Origin of the sequence: Mycolicibacterium fluoranthenivorans, from assembly GCF_011758805.1 — a bacterium.
GTDB classification, from domain to species: Bacteria; Actinomycetota; Actinomycetes; order Mycobacteriales; family Mycobacteriaceae; genus Mycobacterium; species Mycobacterium fluoranthenivorans.
Genome location: NZ_JAANOW010000005.1, coordinates 351,356 through 369,710, shown reverse-complemented (window position 1 = coordinate 369,710; position 18,355 = coordinate 351,356). Strand labels below are relative to the sequence as shown.

16 protein-coding genes and 2 pseudogenes are annotated in these 18,355 nt (G+C 67.6%); 9 read left to right on the top strand and 9 right to left on the bottom strand.

Going from position 1 to position 18,355, the window contains the following annotated elements; all coding sequences use genetic code 11:
• Window positions 1-69 precede the first annotated feature (69 nt).
• From FHU31_RS30665 to FHU31_RS30655, 3 genes are all read left to right on the top strand, one after another.
• Entirely contained in the window at window positions 70-1,179 is a 1,110-nt protein-coding gene (locus tag FHU31_RS30665) for an alkene reductase (protein WP_167165071.1), read from the top strand.
• 133 nt (window positions 1,180-1,312) lie between these two features.
• Complete coding sequence (locus tag FHU31_RS30660; protein WP_167165069.1) at window positions 1,313-2,524, top strand: acetyl-CoA C-acetyltransferase; 1,212 nt, start codon at window positions 1,313-1,315, stop codon at window positions 2,522-2,524.
• A 14-nt stretch (window positions 2,525-2,538) separates the two neighbouring features.
• Window positions 2,539-4,701, top strand: a complete 2,163-nt coding sequence (locus tag FHU31_RS30655; protein WP_167165067.1) for a 3-hydroxyacyl-CoA dehydrogenase NAD-binding domain-containing protein — start codon at window positions 2,539-2,541, stop codon at window positions 4,699-4,701.
• Between the two features lie 52 nt (window positions 4,702-4,753).
• Here the strand turns inward: FHU31_RS30655 and FHU31_RS30650 are convergent, their stop codons facing one another.
• Complete coding sequence (locus FHU31_RS30650) at window positions 4,754-5,971, bottom strand: FAD-dependent monooxygenase (RefSeq protein WP_167165065.1); 1,218 nt, start codon at window positions 5,969-5,971, stop codon at window positions 4,754-4,756.
• Window positions 5,972-6,047: 76 nt separating this feature from the next.
• Here FHU31_RS30650 and FHU31_RS30645 point away from each other — a divergent pair, with 76 nt between their 5' ends.
• Complete coding sequence (locus FHU31_RS30645; protein WP_167165063.1) at window positions 6,048-6,593, top strand: TetR/AcrR family transcriptional regulator; 546 nt, start codon at window positions 6,048-6,050, stop codon at window positions 6,591-6,593.
• 20 nt (window positions 6,594-6,613) lie between these two features.
• On the opposite strand, the gene FHU31_RS30640 is transcribed toward FHU31_RS30645, so the two are convergent.
• The 4 genes from FHU31_RS30640 to FHU31_RS30625 form a co-directional block, all read right to left on the bottom strand.
• Window positions 6,614-7,036 carry a PPOX class F420-dependent oxidoreductase gene (locus tag FHU31_RS30640; protein WP_167165061.1) on the bottom strand — a complete coding sequence of 141 codons (423 nt, stop codon included), beginning with the start codon at window positions 7,034-7,036 and terminating at the stop codon, window positions 6,614-6,616.
• Complete coding sequence (locus FHU31_RS30635; protein WP_167165059.1) at window positions 7,033-7,458, bottom strand: pyridoxamine 5'-phosphate oxidase family protein; 426 nt, start codon at window positions 7,456-7,458, stop codon at window positions 7,033-7,035. The genes FHU31_RS30640 and FHU31_RS30635 overlap by 4 nt, the downstream gene beginning before the upstream one ends.
• 47 nt (window positions 7,459-7,505) lie before the next feature.
• Window positions 7,506-9,119 (bottom strand): lipase family alpha/beta hydrolase, encoded by a 1,614-nt coding sequence (locus tag FHU31_RS32110; RefSeq protein ID WP_167165057.1) that lies wholly within the window; start codon window positions 9,117-9,119, stop codon window positions 7,506-7,508.
• Between the two features lie 121 nt (window positions 9,120-9,240).
• Window positions 9,241-10,962 carry an alpha/beta fold hydrolase gene (locus FHU31_RS30625; RefSeq protein WP_234901755.1) on the bottom strand — a complete coding sequence of 574 codons (1,722 nt, stop codon included), beginning with the start codon at window positions 10,960-10,962 and terminating at the stop codon, window positions 9,241-9,243.
• A 97-nt stretch (window positions 10,963-11,059) separates the two neighbouring features.
• Between FHU31_RS30625 and FHU31_RS30620 the strand changes: the two genes are divergently transcribed.
• A complete protein-coding gene (locus FHU31_RS30620; protein WP_263987969.1) occupies window positions 11,060-12,520 on the top strand; it encodes an ANL family adenylate-forming protein in 1,461 nt (486 codons plus the stop codon).
• A gap of 55 nt (window positions 12,521-12,575) precedes the next feature.
• Here the strand turns inward: FHU31_RS30620 and FHU31_RS30615 are convergent, their stop codons facing one another.
• The gene (locus tag FHU31_RS30615) at window positions 12,576-13,220 is read right to left on the bottom strand and encodes a hypothetical protein (protein WP_167165053.1); all 645 of its coding nucleotides are present in this window, start codon (window positions 13,218-13,220) and stop codon (window positions 12,576-12,578) included.
• A gap of 85 nt (window positions 13,221-13,305) precedes the next feature.
• Here FHU31_RS30615 and FHU31_RS30610 point away from each other — a divergent pair, with 85 nt between their 5' ends.
• Window positions 13,306-14,295: an LLM class F420-dependent oxidoreductase gene (locus FHU31_RS30610; protein WP_167165051.1), complete on the top strand. Its 990-nt coding sequence runs from the start codon at window positions 13,306-13,308 to the stop codon at window positions 14,293-14,295.
• A gap of 119 nt (window positions 14,296-14,414) precedes the next feature.
• Here the strand turns inward: FHU31_RS30610 and FHU31_RS32105 are convergent.
• A pseudogene (locus tag FHU31_RS32105) lies at window positions 14,415-14,507 on the bottom strand (3-oxoacyl-ACP reductase); the annotation flags it as partial.
• Window positions 14,508-14,627: 120 nt separating this feature from the next.
• Between FHU31_RS32105 and FHU31_RS31325 the strand changes: the two are divergent.
• Window positions 14,628-15,560, top strand: coding sequence for a LysR family transcriptional regulator (locus tag FHU31_RS31325; protein WP_263987970.1), 933 nt, complete (start codon window positions 14,628-14,630; stop codon window positions 15,558-15,560).
• Between the two features lie 42 nt (window positions 15,561-15,602).
• On the opposite strand, the pseudogene FHU31_RS30595 reads toward FHU31_RS31325, so the two are convergent.
• Window positions 15,603-16,574, bottom strand: a pseudogene (locus tag FHU31_RS30595) (YbfB/YjiJ family MFS transporter); the annotation flags it as partial.
• A gap of 215 nt (window positions 16,575-16,789) precedes the next feature.
• Here FHU31_RS30595 and FHU31_RS30590 point away from each other — a divergent pair.
• Together FHU31_RS30590 and FHU31_RS30585 are read left to right on the top strand one after the other, a co-directional pair.
• Window positions 16,790-17,497, top strand: coding sequence for an SDR family oxidoreductase (locus tag FHU31_RS30590; protein WP_167165047.1), 708 nt, complete (start codon window positions 16,790-16,792; stop codon window positions 17,495-17,497).
• 61 nt (window positions 17,498-17,558) lie between these two features.
• Window positions 17,559-17,903 (top strand): cupin domain-containing protein, encoded by a 345-nt coding sequence (locus FHU31_RS30585; RefSeq protein ID WP_167165045.1) that lies wholly within the window; start codon window positions 17,559-17,561, stop codon window positions 17,901-17,903.
• A gap of 3 nt (window positions 17,904-17,906) precedes the next feature.
• Here the strand turns inward: FHU31_RS30585 and FHU31_RS30580 are convergent, their stop codons facing one another.
• Window positions 17,907-18,323: a DUF5313 domain-containing protein gene (locus tag FHU31_RS30580; RefSeq protein ID WP_167165043.1), complete on the bottom strand. Its 417-nt coding sequence runs from the start codon at window positions 18,321-18,323 to the stop codon at window positions 17,907-17,909.
• Window positions 18,324-18,355 lie beyond the last annotated feature (32 nt).

Here is an 18,355-nt window from a genome sequence, read left to right as displayed (position 1 = left end):
AGAATGGCATCTCGTGTGCAACGCCGCACAGTGCGGAATGAATCGACTGCCAGGTGCGCTTACCAGCACATGGCTTTCACCCTCGCGCCCGACGCCACACTGCTCAAGCCGATCCGCGTCGGTGACACCGACGCGCGGAACCGGATCTTCATGGCACCACTGACCCGGTCCCGGGCGCAGGCCGACGGCACGCCGTCGGATCTGGCCGCGGAGTACTACTCACAGCGCGCGGGCGCGGGACTGATCATCACGGAGGCCACCGCCGTCTCCGAGGTGGCCAACGGCGCCTATATGAACACCCCCGGCAACTACACCGACCGGCATCAGGAGAAGTGGGCCGAGATCGCCGGTGCCGTGCACGACGCGGGCGGCCGAATCTTCATGCAGCTCTGGCACGTTGGCCGGATGGGTCATCCGGAGGTGAACGGCGGGATCGAGCCCGTCGCGCCGTCGGCGATCGCGGCGGACATGACCACCCACACCCCGTCGGGTAAGAAGGCGCTCGTGGTGCCGCGCGCGCTGCGTACCGACGAGATCCCCGGCATCATCGCCGATTTCCGGGCCGCCGCCCGGCGTGCCGTCGACGCCGGGCTGGACGGCGTCGAGATCCACGGCGCCAACGGCTATCTGCTGCACCAGTTCTCATCGGATGTGACCAACCAGCGGACCGACGCCTACGGCGGTTCGCCGGAGAATCGGGCCCGGCTGACCGCCGAGGTGGTCGAGGCCGTGGTGGACGAGATCGGCGCGGGGCGGGTCGGCCTGCGTATCTCGCCCGGGAACTCCGCCGGCGACATGCGCGAGGAGAACACCGTCGCCGTGTACGAGGCGCTGCTCAACCGCATCGCCCCGCTGGGACTGGCCTACCTGCACGTCCTGATCGACCCGAGCGCCCGGGAGTTCGGCGTGCTGCGCGCGGTGTGGTCGGGCACCTTGGTGCTCAACACCGGTAGGGAGACGGGCACCGACTTCTGCCAGCTGGAGAGCTACGCCGAATGGGGCGCCGCCAGCGCTGTCGCGGTGGGCCGGACGTTCCTGGCCAACCCCGACCTGATCGATCGCCTTTTGCTGGGCGCGGAACTGAACGAGCCGGATGTGGCCACCTTCTACGCCCCAGGCGCCGAGGGCTATATCGACTACCCGACCCTGGCTGAGCTGGAGGAACCACGCACGGCATGAGTGTGTAGTGGGTGTTCGGGGCGCTGAGCATACGCCCAACCAACAGGTTGGTTTGCGGTTTTGTTAGGCTTCGCGACCAGTGGACTCGCGTCCCGACCGACGATCCCGTCACCCACCCGAAAGGGAACTACACATGTCCGAAGAAGCCTTCATCTACGAGGCCATTCGCACGCCGCGCGGTAAGCAGCGCGGCGGAGCCCTCAACGAGGTCAAGCCCGTCAACCTGGTTGTGGGTCTGATCAACGAACTGCGTACCCGCTTCCCCGACCTCGACGAGAAGCTGATCAGCGACGTCATCCTGGGTGTCGTGTCCCCGGTCGGCGATCAGGGTGGCGATATCGCCCGTACCGCGGTCCTGGCCGCTGCCATGCCCGACACCACCGGTGGTTTCCAGCTCAACCGGTTCTGCGCCTCCGGCCTGGAGGCCGTCAACCTGGCCGCCCAGAAGGTGCGCTCGGGCTGGGACGACCTGGTGCTCGCCGGTGGCGTCGAGTCGATGAGCCGCGTCCCGATGGGCTCCGACGGCGGCGCCTGGGCGCTGGACCCGGAGACCAACTACCGCGTGGGCTTCGTGCCCCAGGGCATCGGTGCCGATCTGATCGCCACCATCGAAGGCTTCTCCCGCGAGGATGTGGACGCGTATGCGGCCCGCTCGCAGGAACTCGCGGCGGCGGCGTGGACGGGCGGCTACTTCGCCAAGTCCGTGGTGCCGGTCAAGGATCAGAACGGACTGGTCATCCTCGATCAGGACGAGCACATGCGCCCCGGTTCCACCGTGGAAAGCCTGGGCAAGCTCAAGACCGCGTTCGACGGTATCGGCGCGATGGGCGGCTTCGACGATGTGGCGCTGCAGAAGTACCACTTCGTCGAGAAGATCAACCACGTCCACACCGGCGGTAACAGCTCGGGCATCGTCGACGGTGCCGCGCTGGTCATGGTGGGCTCCGAGGCTGCGGGTGCCGCGCAGGGGCTGACCCCGCGTGCTCGCATCGTGGCCACCGCCACCAGCGGTGCCGATCCGGTGATCATGCTGACCGGCCCGACCCCGGCCACCAAGAAGGTGCTCGACCGGGCCGGCCTGACGGTCGACGATATCGACCTGTTCGAGATCAACGAGGCGTTCGCCTCGGTCGTCCTGAAGTTCCAGAAGGACCTGAACATCCCGGACGAGAAGCTCAACGTCAACGGTGGCGCCATCGCCATGGGCCACCCGCTGGGCGCGACCGGCGCCATGATCATCGGCACCATGGTCGACGAGCTGGAGCGCCGCGGCGCCCGGCGTGCCCTGCTGACGTTGTGTGTCGGCGGCGGCATGGGCGTGGCCACCATCATCGAGCGCGTCTAGGGAGATAGAAGAAGATGACCGAGAACACCATCCACTGGGACAAGGATGCCGACGGCATCGTCACCCTGACCCTGGACGACCCGACCGGCTCCGCCAACGTGATGAACGAGCACTACAAGGAGTCGATGCACCTCGCCGTGGAGCGGCTCTTCGCGGAGCAGGAGGAGATCACCGGTGTGGTGATCGCCAGTGCCAAGAAGACGTTCTTCGCCGGCGGTGACCTCAAGGCCATGATCAACATCGGCCCCGACAACGCCGCTGAGGCGTTCAACGAGGTCGAGACCATCAAGCGTGACCTGCGCACGCTGGAGACCTTCGGCAAGCCCGTCGTCGCGGCGATCAACGGCGCGGCGCTCGGCGGCGGCCTGGAGATCGCGCTGGCCACCCACCACCGCATCGCCGCCGACGTCAAGGGCGTGCAGATCGGTCTGCCCGAGGTCACCCTGGGCCTGCTGCCCGGCGGCGGCGGCGTGGCCCGCACCGTGCGGATGTTCGGTATCCAGAAGGCCTTCATGGAGATCCTGAGCCAGGGCACCCGGTTCACCGCGACCAAGGCCAAGGAGGTCGGCCTGGTCGACGAGCTCGTCGGCTCGGTCGAGGAACTGATCCCGGCCGCCAAGGCCTGGATCAAGGCGAACCCGGATGCCCATGTGCAGCCGTGGGATGTCAAGGGCTACAAGATCCCCGGCGGCACCCCGGCCACCCCGGCGCTCGCGGCCATCCTGCCGTCGTTCCCGGCGCTGCTGCGCAAGCAGCTCAAGGGCGCCCCGATGCCCGCACCGCGGGCCATCCTGGATGCCGCCGTCGAGGGTGCGCAGGTCGACTTCGACACCGCGGCGCGGATCGAGAGCCGGTACTTCACCCAGCTGGTGACCGGTCAGGTCGCCAAGAACATGATCCAGGCGTTCTTCCTGGACCTGCAGGCCATCAACGGCGGCGCCTCGCGGCCCGAGGGCATCGCACCGGTGCCGATCACCAAGATCGGTGTGCTGGGTGCGGGCATGATGGGCGCCGGTATCGCCTACGTGTCGGCCAAGGCCGGTTTCGACGTGGTGCTCAAGGACGTCACCATCGAGGCCGCCCAGAAGGGCAAGGCGTACTCGGAGGGGCTGGAGGCCAAGGCGCTCAAGCGTGGCAAGACCACCGAGGAGAAGTCCGCGGCGCTGCTGGCCAAGATCACCCCGACCGCTGACCCGGCGGACCTGGCGGGTGTCGACTTCGTGATCGAGGCCGTGTTCGAGAACCAGGAACTCAAGCACAAGGTGTTCCAGGAGATCGAGGACATCGTCGAGCCCAACGCGCTGCTCGGCTCCAACACCTCCACGCTGCCGATCACCGGTCTGGCGACCGGCGTGAAGCGCCAGGAGGACTTCGTCGGCATCCACTTCTTCTCGCCGGTCGACAAGATGCCGCTGGTGGAGATCATCCGCGGGGAGAAGACCTCCGACGAGGCGCTGGCCCGGGTGTTCGACTACACGCTGGCCATCAAGAAGACCCCGATCGTCGTCAACGACAGCCGCGGCTTCTTCACCTCGCGCGTGATCGGCACCTTCGTCAACGAGGCGCTGGCCATGCTGGGCGAGGGTGTCGAGCCCGCGTCGATCGAGCAGGCCGGGTCGCAGGCCGGTTACCCGGCGGCGCCGCTGCAGCTCTCCGACGAGCTGAACCTGGAGCTCATGCACAAGATCGCCGTCGCCTCCCGCAAGGGCGTCGAAGACGCCGGTGGCACCTACGTGGCGCATCCGGCCGAGGCCGTCGTCGAGAAGATGATCGAGATCGGCCGTCCCTCACGGCTGGCCGGTGCGGGCTTCTACGAGTACGCCGACGGCAAGCGGGTCGGGTTGTGGCCCGGACTGCGCGAGACGTTCACCGCCGCGGTTGATGGGCAGGGGTCGGCGCAGATCCCGCTGCAGGACGCCATCGACCGGATGCTGTTCGCCGAGGCGCTGGAAACCCAGAAGTGCATCGACGAGGGCGTGCTGACCTCCACCGCAGATGCCAACATCGGCTCCATCATGGGTATCGGCTTCCCGCCGTACACCGGTGGCTCGGCCCAGTTCATCGTCGGCTACGAGGGACCGCTCGGCGTCGGCAAGGCGGCCTTCGTGGCCCGCGCCAAGGAACTGGCCGCCCGCTACGGTGACCGCTTCCTGCCCCCGGCGTCGCTGGAGAGCTAGTCGTCTGACGCGAATCCCCCGGAACCACTGCGGTTCCGGGGGATTCGTGCGTTCAGGCCGGCAGCGGCATGGTGTCGTAAAGCCGCACACCCCTGCGATTGAACCGCGCCAGCGCCTGCGTCACACCCAGCGGGAGCACCGAGATCACGCGCCCCGCGGCGACGAGTGCGTCCACGCCGAGGCGACTTCCGGGCACTATCGTCTTCGCCGTGGTGGCCGCGAAGGCACGCGCGCCGACCACCGACGGCATCATGATCGCCTCGTACGCCGCGAACGCCGTGCTTATCTGCTCTTCGCGCAGGCGCTCATCGGAGGCCAAGATGTCCTTGGCCCGCGCGAGCTCACCGGCCAGCACGTAGGCGCCGTAGACGGCCAGGCTGGTGCTGCCGCCAACGGCCGGACCGGGACAGTAGCCGGCGTCCCCGACCAGGGTCACGCGGCCTTTCGACCAGGTGGTCATCTCCAGTTGGGTGATGGCGTCGAAGTAGAACGCCGGCGTGCGCCCCACCTCGGCCAGCCAGGTGTCGACCTCACCGGATACGCCGGTGAAGGCGTCGCACAGTTGCCTCTTCTGCCGGGATACGTCGCGGTGGTCGAATGCCAGCGGCGTCACCGGCCGGAAGACGAACACCGCGCGGGCGTCGTCCAGATGATCGGCGGTGTAGACCATCGCCACCCGGTTGGGCTCGTAGTAGCCGGTCATCTCACCTTCGCGGGCAAACGATTTCGGTACCGAAACCACCGACAGGTAGCCACCGAGGAAGCGTTCGGGCACGTCGCCGAACATGATCTGACGGACTCCCGAGTGCAACCCGTCGGCCCCCACCACCACGTCGAACCGCCGTGACCCGCCGTGCGCGAATGTCACCCGGCCGTCATCGGCGATCGCGGTGATCTGGTCGCCGAAGAGGTACTCGGCATCGTCACGGCTTGCGTCGTAGTAGATCTCGCTGAGATCGTCCCGCATGATCTCGACGTGCCGGTCGGACATGGTGCCGGCCAGCTTCACGTAGTCGATATGCGCCGGACGGGAAGCCCAGGGCCTGCGCACGTCGAGCAGTGTCGTCCCGGTGGCATGCGCCATGACCTGGGGGAGGACGCCCATCCGTTCGGAGATCTCCATCGCGGGCCGGAACAGGTCGATGGCGTGGCCCCCGGTCTTGCGCAGTGCGGGTGCGCGTTCCACGACGGTGACGTCGATCCCGTGCTGTGCCAGCCAATATGCCAGCACCGGCCCGGCGATGCTGGCGCCGGAGATGAGTACGTTCACGGCCCTCTCCTTACTTAACGATCGGTAAGCTTACGCCGACGAGCTTACCGATCGTTAAGTCAGCTATGGTGGCTACGTGCCCAGGCCCGCGTCGGATACCAAGAACCGCATCCAAGAGGTGGCCCGGGAGCTGTTCACCGAGAAGGGCGTGCAGCGCACCAGCCTGCAGGACATCGCCGACCGCCTGGGCATCACCAAACCCGCGCTGTACTACCACTTCAGTTCCCGTGAGGACCTGGTGCGCAGCATCCTCACGCCGTTGATGGACGAAGGCGAAGAGCTGGTCACCGGCTATGAGCGGCGGCGGGGCGCGGCCCGCGCCACCCCGCGGGAACTCCTGGAAGGCTGGTTCGACTTCCACTACCGGTACCGCGCCGACCTGGTACTCGTGGTCGCCGAACTCACGACGCTGGCCGACCTCGGCCTGATCGACACACTGCTGGCGTGGCGGGAGCGCTACACCCGACTGGTGTTCGGCGCCAGGGCATCGCTGGCGAAGTCGACGCGGGCCGTCATCGCGTTCGGCGGGCTGCAGGACTGTTGCCTGCAGTTCCCCGACGCCCCGCACGATGAACTGCGCACCGCCGCGGTCGACGGTGCGATGGCGGCGTTGGGACTCTGAGGCGTCCCGGCCGCCGGTGGCTAGTCTGCGACGTCGAACCCGGCGTGCACCTTGGTCGGCCGCACCCGCACCACCAGTTCGCCGGGGACGCCGTTGCGCTCGCCGAACTCCCGCGCGCGCTCAGCGCCCATGTACCGGCCACCGAGGCGGGTCGCCGTGTCGAGCAGTTCGGCGGGGTCCTCGCTGAGGGTGGCCACTCCCTGAACCTGGACGAAGGAGTACGGAGGCTGCGAATCATCAACGCACAGCACGGCTCTCGGATCGCGAAGCAACGCCTTTCCCTTGGCGGTGTCCTTGCCGGTGTTGAAGACCAACTCGTCGCCGTCGACGAAAAACCATACGGGTGCCGCCAGCGGCCGGCCGTCGGAGGCCACCCATCCGAATACGGCGGTGCGGGTGCCCTCCGAGAGGAAGGTGACGACCTTGTCGGAAAGCATGGTCACAGTGCACCCAGGTCCGAGGAGATCCAGTGCTGGGGCTTGAGGAACACCGCGACACTCTCCCCGTGCTCGCGGCGGGCGAACTCCAGGTACGGATCCACCTTTTCCGGTGCCAGATAGCGCTTGGTCATTTCGACCAGCTGATCGTCGGTACCCGGTTCGATGCGGTCGACCGCACCGTCCACCGCGACATACCGCACGGACGGTTCGAGGCGCTCGACCATGAGCGAGAGGTGACCGGCGGCCTCGATCAGCGTGTGCTTGCGGGAGCCTTTCCCGGTGAGCAGCCAGGGCTGTCCGCCGGGGGAGTACTGGTACCAGATCGGCACCGTGAGGGGTCCGCGGTGGTCGCCCGCATAGACCGACAGTGCGGCGATATGCGGCTCGGCGAGGAACTGTTCGCGTTCTTCCTTGGAAAGGGCCATGCCGCCAGCCTAACCACTGCTCTGAACTTATTGGTGGGCAGTCGTTTTCAGGCGGCGATGGTCTGATCCTGCGGGGCCTCATTGGCCGCCGGGTTCGCCGCCAGCGCACCGAGCACTGCGTCCCAGGTCGGCGCGGCGAAGACGATGCCCAGGTGTCCGGCGTTGAAGTTGGGGTAGCGGTCTTGCAGGATGATGTTGGTGACGTTGGGCCCGTCCAGCGCCTGATTGGTGTAGGGCGTGACGATCCAGTCGTCCTTCGTGGTGATGGTCGTGTACAGCACGCCGGGGCGGGTGTCGCCGTTGCCGTAGATCTCGTCCAGCAACGGAGAGCCGATGGCCTGCTGCAGCCAAGCCGGGCCCAGCAGGTTCATCAGGTTGAAGATCGGGCGGCCGATCACCGGGATGTTCTGGATGTAGGCCAGCCCGCTCAGATCGGCGCCGTGATTGCCCGGCGCGATCCCGATGAACTGCGACACCTTGGCCGCCCCGTCGAGATTGTTCAGGTAGTACTCCGGAGTCATTCCGCCGCCCTGCGAGTGCCCGATCAGGATGACCTTGTCCGCACCGGTCTCGGCGAGCACCCGGTCCACCTCGTCGGCGAGTTCCTGCGCGGATTCGCGGATATCGCCAGTGCCGCGCACCGGCCATTTCGGATTGTTCGTGACGTTGCCGTAGTTGAAGGTGAACACCTTGTAGCCGGCGTTGGCCAGCACCGGTGCACCGACGCTCCAGTTGAAGGGCGCGTTGGCGGCGGTCCCGGCGATCAGGATGATCGGCAGCGGATGCTGCTCAGTGAGCTTGATCGACGGATCGTTGGCGCCGGCCGGCGGCTTGTCCGCGTTGAAGTAGTTCAGTAGGTCACCTACCCCGTAGGTGACCTTGAACGGCCCCTTGGCGGTGGAGTCGGCGTTCAGCGGTGTCCCGGTCAGCAGCTTGCCCGCGGTGGCCGCCGTTCCGGCGATGGCACTGGCCACGTGGTAGGGCACCCCGAAGAACGGTTTCGGGCCGATGGTGGCGGCCGCCGCGGCGGCGAGGTTGTTCACCACGGTGACGGCGAGCAGGCCGATGTCGTTGGCCAGTCCCGTCATCTGCCGGACGAATTGGACCGCGTGCGCGATCGGGTTGGGCGCCTTGACGGTGGTCGACGGCAGGACCGCCGGGGAGGCCAGCTTCAGGGCTGCGGCGGCAGTGGCGGCAGCGGCGCCGTCAGCGGGCGCGGCCGTCGCGGTGGTGCCCGACTTCTTCGCGGTGGTGGTGAGTGGCGTGGTATCCGGTTCCGGCGCGGCCTTGGTTTTCGGCTTGATCCCGGCCTTCGCGTCGGAATCAGACCCGCGCTTGGCGTCCGGCTTGGCCTCCGGTGTGGTCTCGGTGGCCTGCTTGGCGGTGCCGTGCTTACGCGCGCCGCGCGGCTTGCCGATCCGCGTGGGGGTGTCGGTCTTCTCCTCCGACGCAGTCGGTTTGGCTGCAGAAGCAGTCGTTTTGTCTGCCGACGCGGCGCTCTGGTCACCCGATTGGGAGGTGCCCGGCGTCGAATCGTGCGACGTGGTGCCATCGGCATACGCCACGCCGCCGGCCAGCCAGAGCGCGGCGAACAACCAGGCGATCACCACGAGCCCGGCCGGAAAGCGGCAGGTGCGCATGCGGACACGACTCGACGACACTGTGGCCTCCCCCGACCCCCATGGGCAATACCCTTGGGTATGGGTATAGCCGACGGTCCGGTGTACGCGAGCGACTTTCGGCCATCTCGTGGCCGCTGATGTCAATTTTTCGGCCGTCGGGTCAGGCTGCGAGCGCCGTCGTGGGCGCGACGTTCGCCGCCGGGTTCGCGGCCAATGCACCCAACACGGCGGTCCACGTCGGGGCGGAGAACACGATGCCCAGGTGCCCGGCGTTGTAGTTGGGGTACAGATCCTGAAGCACGATGTTGGTGACGTTCGGGCCGGCGGCCAGCGCCTGCTGCGTATACGGCGTCACCACCCAGTCGAACTTCGACGCGATCGTCGTGTACAGCACGCCCGGCCGGGTGTCACCGGCGCCGTAGGTTTCCTGCTGCAGCGGCGAACCGACGACCTGCTGGGTCCAGGCGGCACCGAACAGATCGACGATGCGGTAGATCAGCGGCGCGAGTGCCGGCCCCAGGATGGGGATGTTCTTCAGATCGACGAGCCCGTCCACATTGGTGCCGTGATTGCTCGGCGCGATCCCGATGAACTGCGAGACCTTCTCGTCCCCGTGCAGATTGTTGATGTAGTACGACGGCATGATGCCGCCGCCCTGTGAGTGACCGATCAGGATGACCTTGTCCGCACCGGTCTCGTTGAGTACCCGGTCCACCTCGTCGGAGAGTTCCTGCGCGGACTTGCGGATATCGGTGGTGGCCTGCACCGGGAAGTACGGATTGGTCGTGGTGTTGCCGTAGTTGAAGGTGTAGACCGTGTAGCCGGCGTTGGCCAGCGCCGGGGCGCCCACGCTCCAGTTCACCCCCTGGGTGGCGCTGGTGCCGTTGAGCAGGATGATCGGCAGCGGATGGTCGGCTGACATCCCGGTGAACGGAAGATTGGCTCCCGCAGGTGATTTCACCGGATTGAGCCAGGCCAGCAGATCGGGCACACCGTAGTTCACCTTGTACGGTCCCTCGCTGACGGCATCCAAAGGCGTGCCGTCCAGCAGTTTGGCCGCGATCGCGGTGGTGCCGGCGACGGTCTTGGCGATGTTGTACGGCAGGCCGAAGAACGGTTTGGGGCCGATGGTGCTGGCCGCCGCCGCGGCCAGGTTGTTCACCAGCGACACCGCGATCAAGGCCAGGTCATTGGCCAGCCCGGTCATCTGGCGGGCGAACTGGGCGATCTGCTTGATCGGATTGGGCACCGATGCGGTGGCCGACGGTGTGACCGATGCGGTGGCGACCTTCGCGGCCGTGGGTGCCGCCGCGAGAGTGGCTGCCGCGGCACTGACCGTGACGGTCTTGGCCTTCGTCGTCCTCGGCGCCGCGTCGCCATCGGCCGGCGTTGTCGCGGCCGGTGTGGCATCCGCCTTGGTGTCGGGCTTGGTGTCGGACTTGGGACTTGACGTGGTGTCCGTCGTCGCCGCCGCGGTCTTGGGTTTACCCGCCGGGCGTGAGGTGCCGTGCTTGTGGGTGCCGCGGGTTGTGGGCGGATCGGTGGCGGTGGCTTTCCCGGTGTCGGAATTCTCGGTGCCGGATTTCTCGGTGTCGGATTTCTCGGTGTTGGACTTTTCGGTGTTGGACTTCTGGGTGTTCGATTCCCCGGTGGCGGCGCCCTCCCCGGCGGCCGTGGGATCGGCCGTCGGCTTGTCGTGCTTGGCAGGCTTCGGCGTGGACGAACCACCCTCCGACGCGCTGCTGTGTGTGGAGTCCTTCGTCGATGTCCCGTCGGCGTGGGCGACGCCGCCCGCCATCCACATGGTCGCCAACGCCCACAACACCGCACACAACATCGCGACCGACCGCCGCACCCGTGTGCCGCCATGGTTCATCGACATCAGACCCCCCAACCCGATAGGTGATACCAGCGGTCCTGTGTATACCGAACGTGTCGGTGTCGGCGTGGGGTTTTCGCGGGACCGCTACCGTGGCCATGTGACCGAAAGCTTTACCGAAACCTTTGCGGCAAGGGTGACCGGCTACGCTGACCGGCCCTGTATCGAATTCGGCGGGCACTGGTACACCGGCACCGAAGTCACCGCCATGGCCGCCGCGGTCGAGGCCGCGCTGGGCTCTGCCGGTGTGTCGGCCGGTGCGCCGATCGGGCTGGTGGTGCGCAACCGCTGGCCGCATGCCGCCGCGATCATCGGCCTGCTGGCGGCGCGCCGCTGGGTGTCGATGATCTACTCGTTCCAATCCCCGGCCGCCATCGCCGCCGATATCGCGAAACTCCGGTTGCCCGCGGTGCTGGCCGACGACGAGGACTGGACCGCGCCGGTGGTGGCCGCCGCGGCGGCAGCAGGCAGCGCCGGCGTGCGGATCTCGGTGAGCGGCGCGCAGCTCGTGGAAGGCGTGGCGCGCAGTCACGTCGACACCGTTGCGGGCCGCAGCGGCGTGCACGTCCTCACCAGCGGCACCACCGGGCCGCCCACGCGGCAGGCCATTGCGGCCCGTGTGCTGGAACGCGCGGTGTACAGCGTGACCGGCGGGCAGGCCAGAGCCGACGATCCGCCTGAGCTGGTGTACTGGCCGCTGGGTGGGATCGGCGGGGTGTGCCAATTGGTCACCGGCGCCTATATCGGCAAGCGCATGGTGCTGCTGGAGAAATTCAGTGTCCAGGAGTGGGTGCGGGTGGTGAAAACCTATCGGCTGCAACGGGCCGGGGTGCAACCCACCGTGGTGCGGATGCTGCTGGACGCCGACCTCGACCCCGCGGATCTGGCCTCGTTGCAGTTCATCGTCAGCGCTTCCGGTCCGCTGGATCCGCAGGTGCGCGATGCATTCGAGGGGCGCTACCGCATTCCGGTGCTGTTGGCCTACGGTGCAACGGAATTCGCCGGATCGGTGTGCGCGTGGACGCCCGAGCTGTATCGGGAGTTCGGTGCCGCCAAACGATTGAGTTCAGGAAAAGCGTTGCCCGACACAGAAGTACGGATCATAGACGCGGATACCGGAGAACAACTGCAGGCGGGGCGCCAGGGCCTGCTGGAAGCGCGGATCGCGTCGATCAACCCGGACTGGATCCGCACCACCGATATCGCATCCATGGACTCCGACGGTTTCATCACCCTGCACGGCCGCGCCGACGGTGCGATCAACCGCGGGGGATTCAAGATCCTGCCCGAGACGGTGCGCCGGGTGCTGGTGGACCATCCCGGTGTGCGCGACGCCTGCGTGGTCGGGGTCCCCGATGCCCGGCTGGGCCAGGTGCCGTTCGCCGCCGTGGAAGTCATCCCGGGTGCCCCCGCGCCGGATCCGGCGGCGCTGCTGGACCTGGTGCGTGAGACGCTGCCGCACCACAGTGTCCCGGTGCGGGTGGTGGTCGTCGACGCGCTGCCCCGCAATCCGGCGCTCAAGGTCAGTCTGCGCGACGTCGCCGCCCTGTACCGACCGTGAAAAGACGACTGGCCGGAAACCCTGAGGTTTCCGGCCAGTCGAAAAGAGTGTGGGATCAGATGCAGGGCCGGAAGAACACGAACTTCACCGGCAGGCAGGCCGAGAACAGCTTCGGCATCCCGATCTTGGGCAGCCCCACCTTGGGCAGGCCGACCTTGGGCAGCCCGATCTTCGGGGACGGCAGCGCCTGCGCGGCGTCGGCGATGGCGCCCATCGCGCTGACCGGAGCGGCTGCGCTCTTGGCAGTGGCCCCGAGCAGGTTGCCCGCCCCGCCGCCGATCTGGCTGAACAGCAAACCGGTGTACGCGAGATCGTTCACGCCGCCGATGACGCTGGTCGGTACGTCGATCGCGGAGTTCACCACGCTGAACACGTCCTTGGTGGCCTTGACACCCGACGGCAGGACGTTGGCTTGCTGTGCCACGTGGTAGGCGTTGTTCCACTGTTCGGGGCTGACCTGCGCGACCTGGCGGGGCTGGGCCTTACCGAGTGCCGCCGAGAGGGCGCTGCGGCATTCACCGGTGCCGGAGTCGCGGACCTCGGTCTTCTTGCAGTTCGACGAGACACAGTTGCCGTTGAACTCGGACTGATCGGCCCCGCACTCGGCGGAGCTCGGTGCGGCAGTGATCACGGAAACGACAGCCAGTGGTGCGAAGGCCGCCGCCACGGCCGCCGCGTAGCGGCGCGTCGAGTTGGTCATGGCCAGTCCTCACCCATTGATGTAGCGAACAATTTCCCTAGAGTGTAGACGAGATAACAAAGCGGTGGGCCTACAGTTTCTATGCATGCGCTTCGGACTCTTCATTCCGCAAGGTTGGCGGCTCGATCTCGTCGACATCCCCACCGCACAACACTGGCCGCTGATGAGCGAATTGGCTGCTCATGCCGATGCGAGCTGCTGGGATTCGGTGTGGGTGTACGACCATTTCCACACCGTCCCGGTGCCCACCGACGAGGCCACCCATGAGGCGTGGTCGTTGATGGCGGCGCTGGCCGCGACCACCAGCCGGGTCAAGCTCGGCCAGATGTGCACCGCCATGAGCTACCGCAACCCTGCCTACCTGGCAAAAGTTGCGGCCACCGTCGACGTGATCTCCGGCGGGCGCACCCAGATGGGTATCGGCGGCGGCTGGTACGAGCATGAGTGGCGGGCCTACGGTTACGGTTTCCCGTCCGCAGGCGAACGGCTGGGCCGGCTCGACGAGGGCGTGCAGATCATGCGGGACGCCTGGCGTGACGGCCGCGCCACCCTGGACGGCAAGTACTACCAGGTGAACGACGCCATCGTGGCGCCGAAGCCGCTGCAGGACGGTGGTCCGCCGCTGTGGATCGCCGGCGGCGGCGAGAAGGTCACGTTGAAGATCGCGGCCAAGTACGCGCGGTACACCAACTTCAGCTCGGCCCCTGAGGAGTTCGCCCGCAAATCCCAGATCATGGCCGACCACTGCCGCGATGTCGGCACCGACTACGGCGCCATCGTGCGCTCGGCCAATTTCAACGCCGTGATCGGGCAGTCCGAAGCCGAGGTCAAGGACCGGCTGGCCCGGATCCGGGCCCGTCAGGTCAGCAAGGCCGATGCGACCGCCGTCGACGCGATGCTGGCCAATGTCGCCTCACCCGACTCGGCGACCGGCACCCCCGAACAGGTCATCGAGCGGCTCACGCGGTTGCGCGACCTCGGGTGCGAGTACGCCATCCTCTACTTCCCCGAGGCCGCGTATGACCGGTCCGGTATCGAGTTGTTCGAGCGCGAGGTCATCCCGGCGCTCGGCTAAGCGGGTACGGCGCTGACCTGATACTGCGCGATCCGCCAGTCGCCCCCGTCGCGCGTGAGTGCCACCCCCAGCATCAGGGCCAGCACGGTGCCGTCGGGGCGGGTGAAATCGGCGTGCCCGTAGCCGAGCTTGCGGTAGCCGGCGACCAGTGCCTCTCCGATGCCCTGGGAGGCGCCGGTGACGATCGCTACGCGGGTGGTGGGAGTGTTCATGATCCTGCCTTTCTGAGCGGGTCTGTCACCGAGCTCAACGCGAGGATCGCGCCCACGATGCCGTCTCGGCAGGACGGCAATCCTCCCTGGTGCAAGGTGGTGCCTACTAGGCTTTCTCCGGTGGAGCTGCGCCAATTGCGGTACTTCGTCACCGTGGCCGAGGAGCTGAATTTCGGCCGCGCCGCCGAACGGCTGCGCATCGCGGGTCCGTCGTTGTCGCAGCAGATCAAGGTGCTCGAACGTGAGCTCAAGATCCAGTTGTTCGACCGGGATCGGCGTTCGGTTGCGCTCACCGCGGCAGGGGCCGCGCTGTTGCCCGGTGCGCGGGCACTGATCGAGCAGGCTGACGAATTACGCAGGAGTGCAGCGGGATTGGTGGTCTCCGATCCCGTGCGCATCGGCTACGTCAACTGGTGCCCGGTCGACTGGGCCGAACGGGCCGCGGGGGTGGCGCGGCTTCGGGTGGACACCTGGGTGATGCCGTCGCACACCCAGGCGGCCCGGGTGGCCGAAGGTAGCCTGGATCTGGCGATCTGCTGGGTGCAGGGCGCCGACCTGGATGCGCTGGCGCTGGAGGCCAGACTGGTGGGCGTCGATCGGCTCTACGCCCTGTGTCCGGGCAGCGATGAATCGCCGGTAGCGGCCAAGGAGACCGTCGCGCTGGTCGATACGGACACCGCGAGTTGGTCGTCCTGGAACCGCTACGCCGAGCAGTTCGCCGCCGATACGGGGGCCCGGGTGATGCGCACCGATGACGGCGGAGTCACCGGGCCGACGTTCTTCGAGCATGTGCGCAACCTGGGCAGGCCCGTGCTGAACAATCCCAAAGGGCAGAACGACGTGCTGCCGCGCGATCTGGTGCGCCGGCCGGTGGTGGGACCCACCCCGGTGTGGACGTGGTCACTGGTGTGGCGCCGGGGTGAATCCAATCCGATCGTCCATGCCGTCATCGACGAATTCACACGTGATACAGGCGATTTGGGAGTGCTCGACGCTGATGCGTGGCTTCCGGCCGATGATCCATACCGCAGCGGTCGCCAGCCCGGCCAGTGACACGATGAGCGCCGATGCAAACAGTGCGGGCCGGTAGCCGCCGTCGAGCAGCGGGGCCACCAGCAGCGGCCCCAGGATTTGACCGACGGAGTAGCCGACGGTCAGGACGGCCACCGCGCCGCGGACGCCGAGCAACCTGCCTTCGGCCATCGCCAGTGTGCTCACCCCGATGAAGGTGCCCCCGAACAGCAGAGCGCCGGTCAGACTGGCGGCCACGCTGCCCTGACCGGCCAGCGCGATCCCGGCGGCCTGCAGCCCCAGTGCCACGCTGAGCATGGCCGGCTGCCCGTGCCGCTTGCCGAGCCGCGCCCACAGGGCGGCCGACGGGATGACGGCCAGCCCCACCACCAGCCAGACACTGTTACCCAGGGCGCCGGGGGAGTGCTGTGCCACCGCCGCCACCAGGAAGGTGCCGGCAATGATGTAGCCGATGCCTTCCAGGGCGTAGCCGGTGAACAGGAGCAGGAAGCGAGTACTGCCGGCCCTGCTGGTGGGCAGCAGCGAAGCGACCGGGGAGTCGGCGGAGCCCCGATGCGTCCGCGCCCGCGCGGTGGCGGCCGTCGTGGTCACTGGTTGCGGGTGGACCAGCACGCCGAGCGCACCGAGTATCGCGGCCAGCGCGGCCGCCGACCACCACGCCGTACGCCAGCCCGTGTGCGCGGGTAGGGCGAGCACCAGCACCGCCGACAGCGCGATCCCCGCGCCCACCCCGCCGAACCCCCAGCCGGCTTTCTCCGGGAGCCGTTCCAGCAGGGTGTTGACCGCGATGACGAACACCACCGCACTGGCGAAGCCGGCCAGGGTGCGCAGGGTCAGCCAAGCAAAAAGGTTGAGCGTCAACGGCATTGCTGTCATGCTTGCGACGATCGCCACCAGTGCGGCCCGGCACGCCGGCCCGGAACGGGCCAACCGCGGGGACAACATCGTCGCGACGGCCCCACCCAGGTAGCCGAGGTAGTTGGCGGTCGCCAGATGCCCGCCGGAGTGGGCGGTCAGCCCGGTCTGGGCGGTCATCATCGGCAGGATCGGGGTGTAGACGAACCGGCCGACCCCCATGGCCGCCGCCAGGGCCGCGGCGGTGGGCAGTACCGACGTGTGCAGATGTCGTCGCATGGTTTCATCCTCGGCACGGAGCATGCCCCCGGCCAGGATCGGTGTGCTCGCAGCTGGAAGGCGATTCCTCACAACGGTCAGGTACCGAACCCGGCGGTGCGGGCGTTGTGCGCGCTATGACTGAGAAGATCACGGCGCTGGTCACCGGCGCCAACCGCGGGCTCGGTAAACAGCTCGCCATCGAACTGGTCGCACGAGGCGCGAAGGTGTACGCCGCGGCGCGGCGGCCCGAGACCGTCGACCTGCCCGGCGTCATCCCGATCCAGCTGGATATCACCGACCCGGCGTCGGTACGCCGAGCCGCCCGGATAGCCGCCGATGTCACGGTGCTGGTGAACAACGCCGGGGTGTCCACCCGGGCCAATCTGCTCATCGGGCCGATCGAGGATGTGCGGCTGGAAATGGAGACGCACTATTTCGGCACGCTCAACGTGATCCGTGCGTTCGCTCCGATCATCGAAGGCAACGGCGGTGGCGCCATCTTGAATGTGTTGTCGGTGCTGTCCTGGCTGCACCCGCACACCTCGGGTGCCTACGCCTCGGCGAAGGCGGCGGCCTGGGCGCTCACCGACGCGGTACGCGAAGAGCTGGCCCCGCGCGGGGTGAGCGTGTCGGCCCTGCACGTCGGCTATATGGACACCGATATGGTCACCTACATCCCGGCCGACCAGAAGACCGATCCCGCGGTGGTCGCCCGGCTGGCCGTGGACGGAGTGCTCGACGGGGCACCGGAGATCATCGCCGACGACATCTCGCGCCACGCCAAAGCGGCGCTGTCCGACACGAGAGGCGGCGAAGGCGCGGCACCGTCATCTCGCGCCTGAGTTCGGTCCAACTGCGGCTTCTCGGATTGCGGAGGCCCCGGAAGTGGAAGCATCGGGTCTCATGGAGAAGATCTCATTGACGGCCCTTGCCCGCCAAGAACTGGCCTCAGCCCGCTCCGCCGGCAGCGGTCGCAGTGCACACACCGTCTACGGCGGCCACGAGCACGCCCTGCGGCAGACCCTCATCGCGCTGATCGAGGGGCACGGTCTCGATGAGCACGAGAGCCCGGGGGAGGCCACCCTGCACGTGATCGAAGGCCGGGTCCGGCTCAGTAATGCCGAGGCGAGCTGGGAGGGGTCGCCCGGCGATCACCTCGTCATCCCGCGGACCCGGCACCGCCTGGACGCGCTGGCGGACTCGGCGGTGCTGCTGACCGTCGTCAAGCCCGTCGGGCCGCACGTCTGAGAATCAGAACGGACTTGAGTTGGACTGCCACTTCGCCGATTCGGGACGGGGGCCGAAGCGGCGGGCGTAGTCCTCGTGCAGGCGGGCGTTGCGCTCGCGGTTGGCCAAGTCGACCAGGTTGGGGTCGAGGCCGTGCTGAGCGAGGCGGTGTCTGCGCCAGATCTTGTTGAGTACGAATGCCATCACCACGGCCCAGAAATAGATGGGCACCGTCATCTCCAGATGCACATACAGCGACGCCGGCAGCAGCCACAGGGGGGCCAGGATGAACAGCGGCGGAATCGAGTACCGGATCATGTGCCGCCGGATCGCACCCGGGCCGGCCAGGTCGTTGGCCACCCACTCACGCATCGAGTCGGGCAGGCGCCGTCCATAGGCGTACGCGAGGTACTGCAACGTGGTGGGCTGGGACGCGGTCATGGTGGCTCCTACGGTCGGTGCCGGGTTCTACT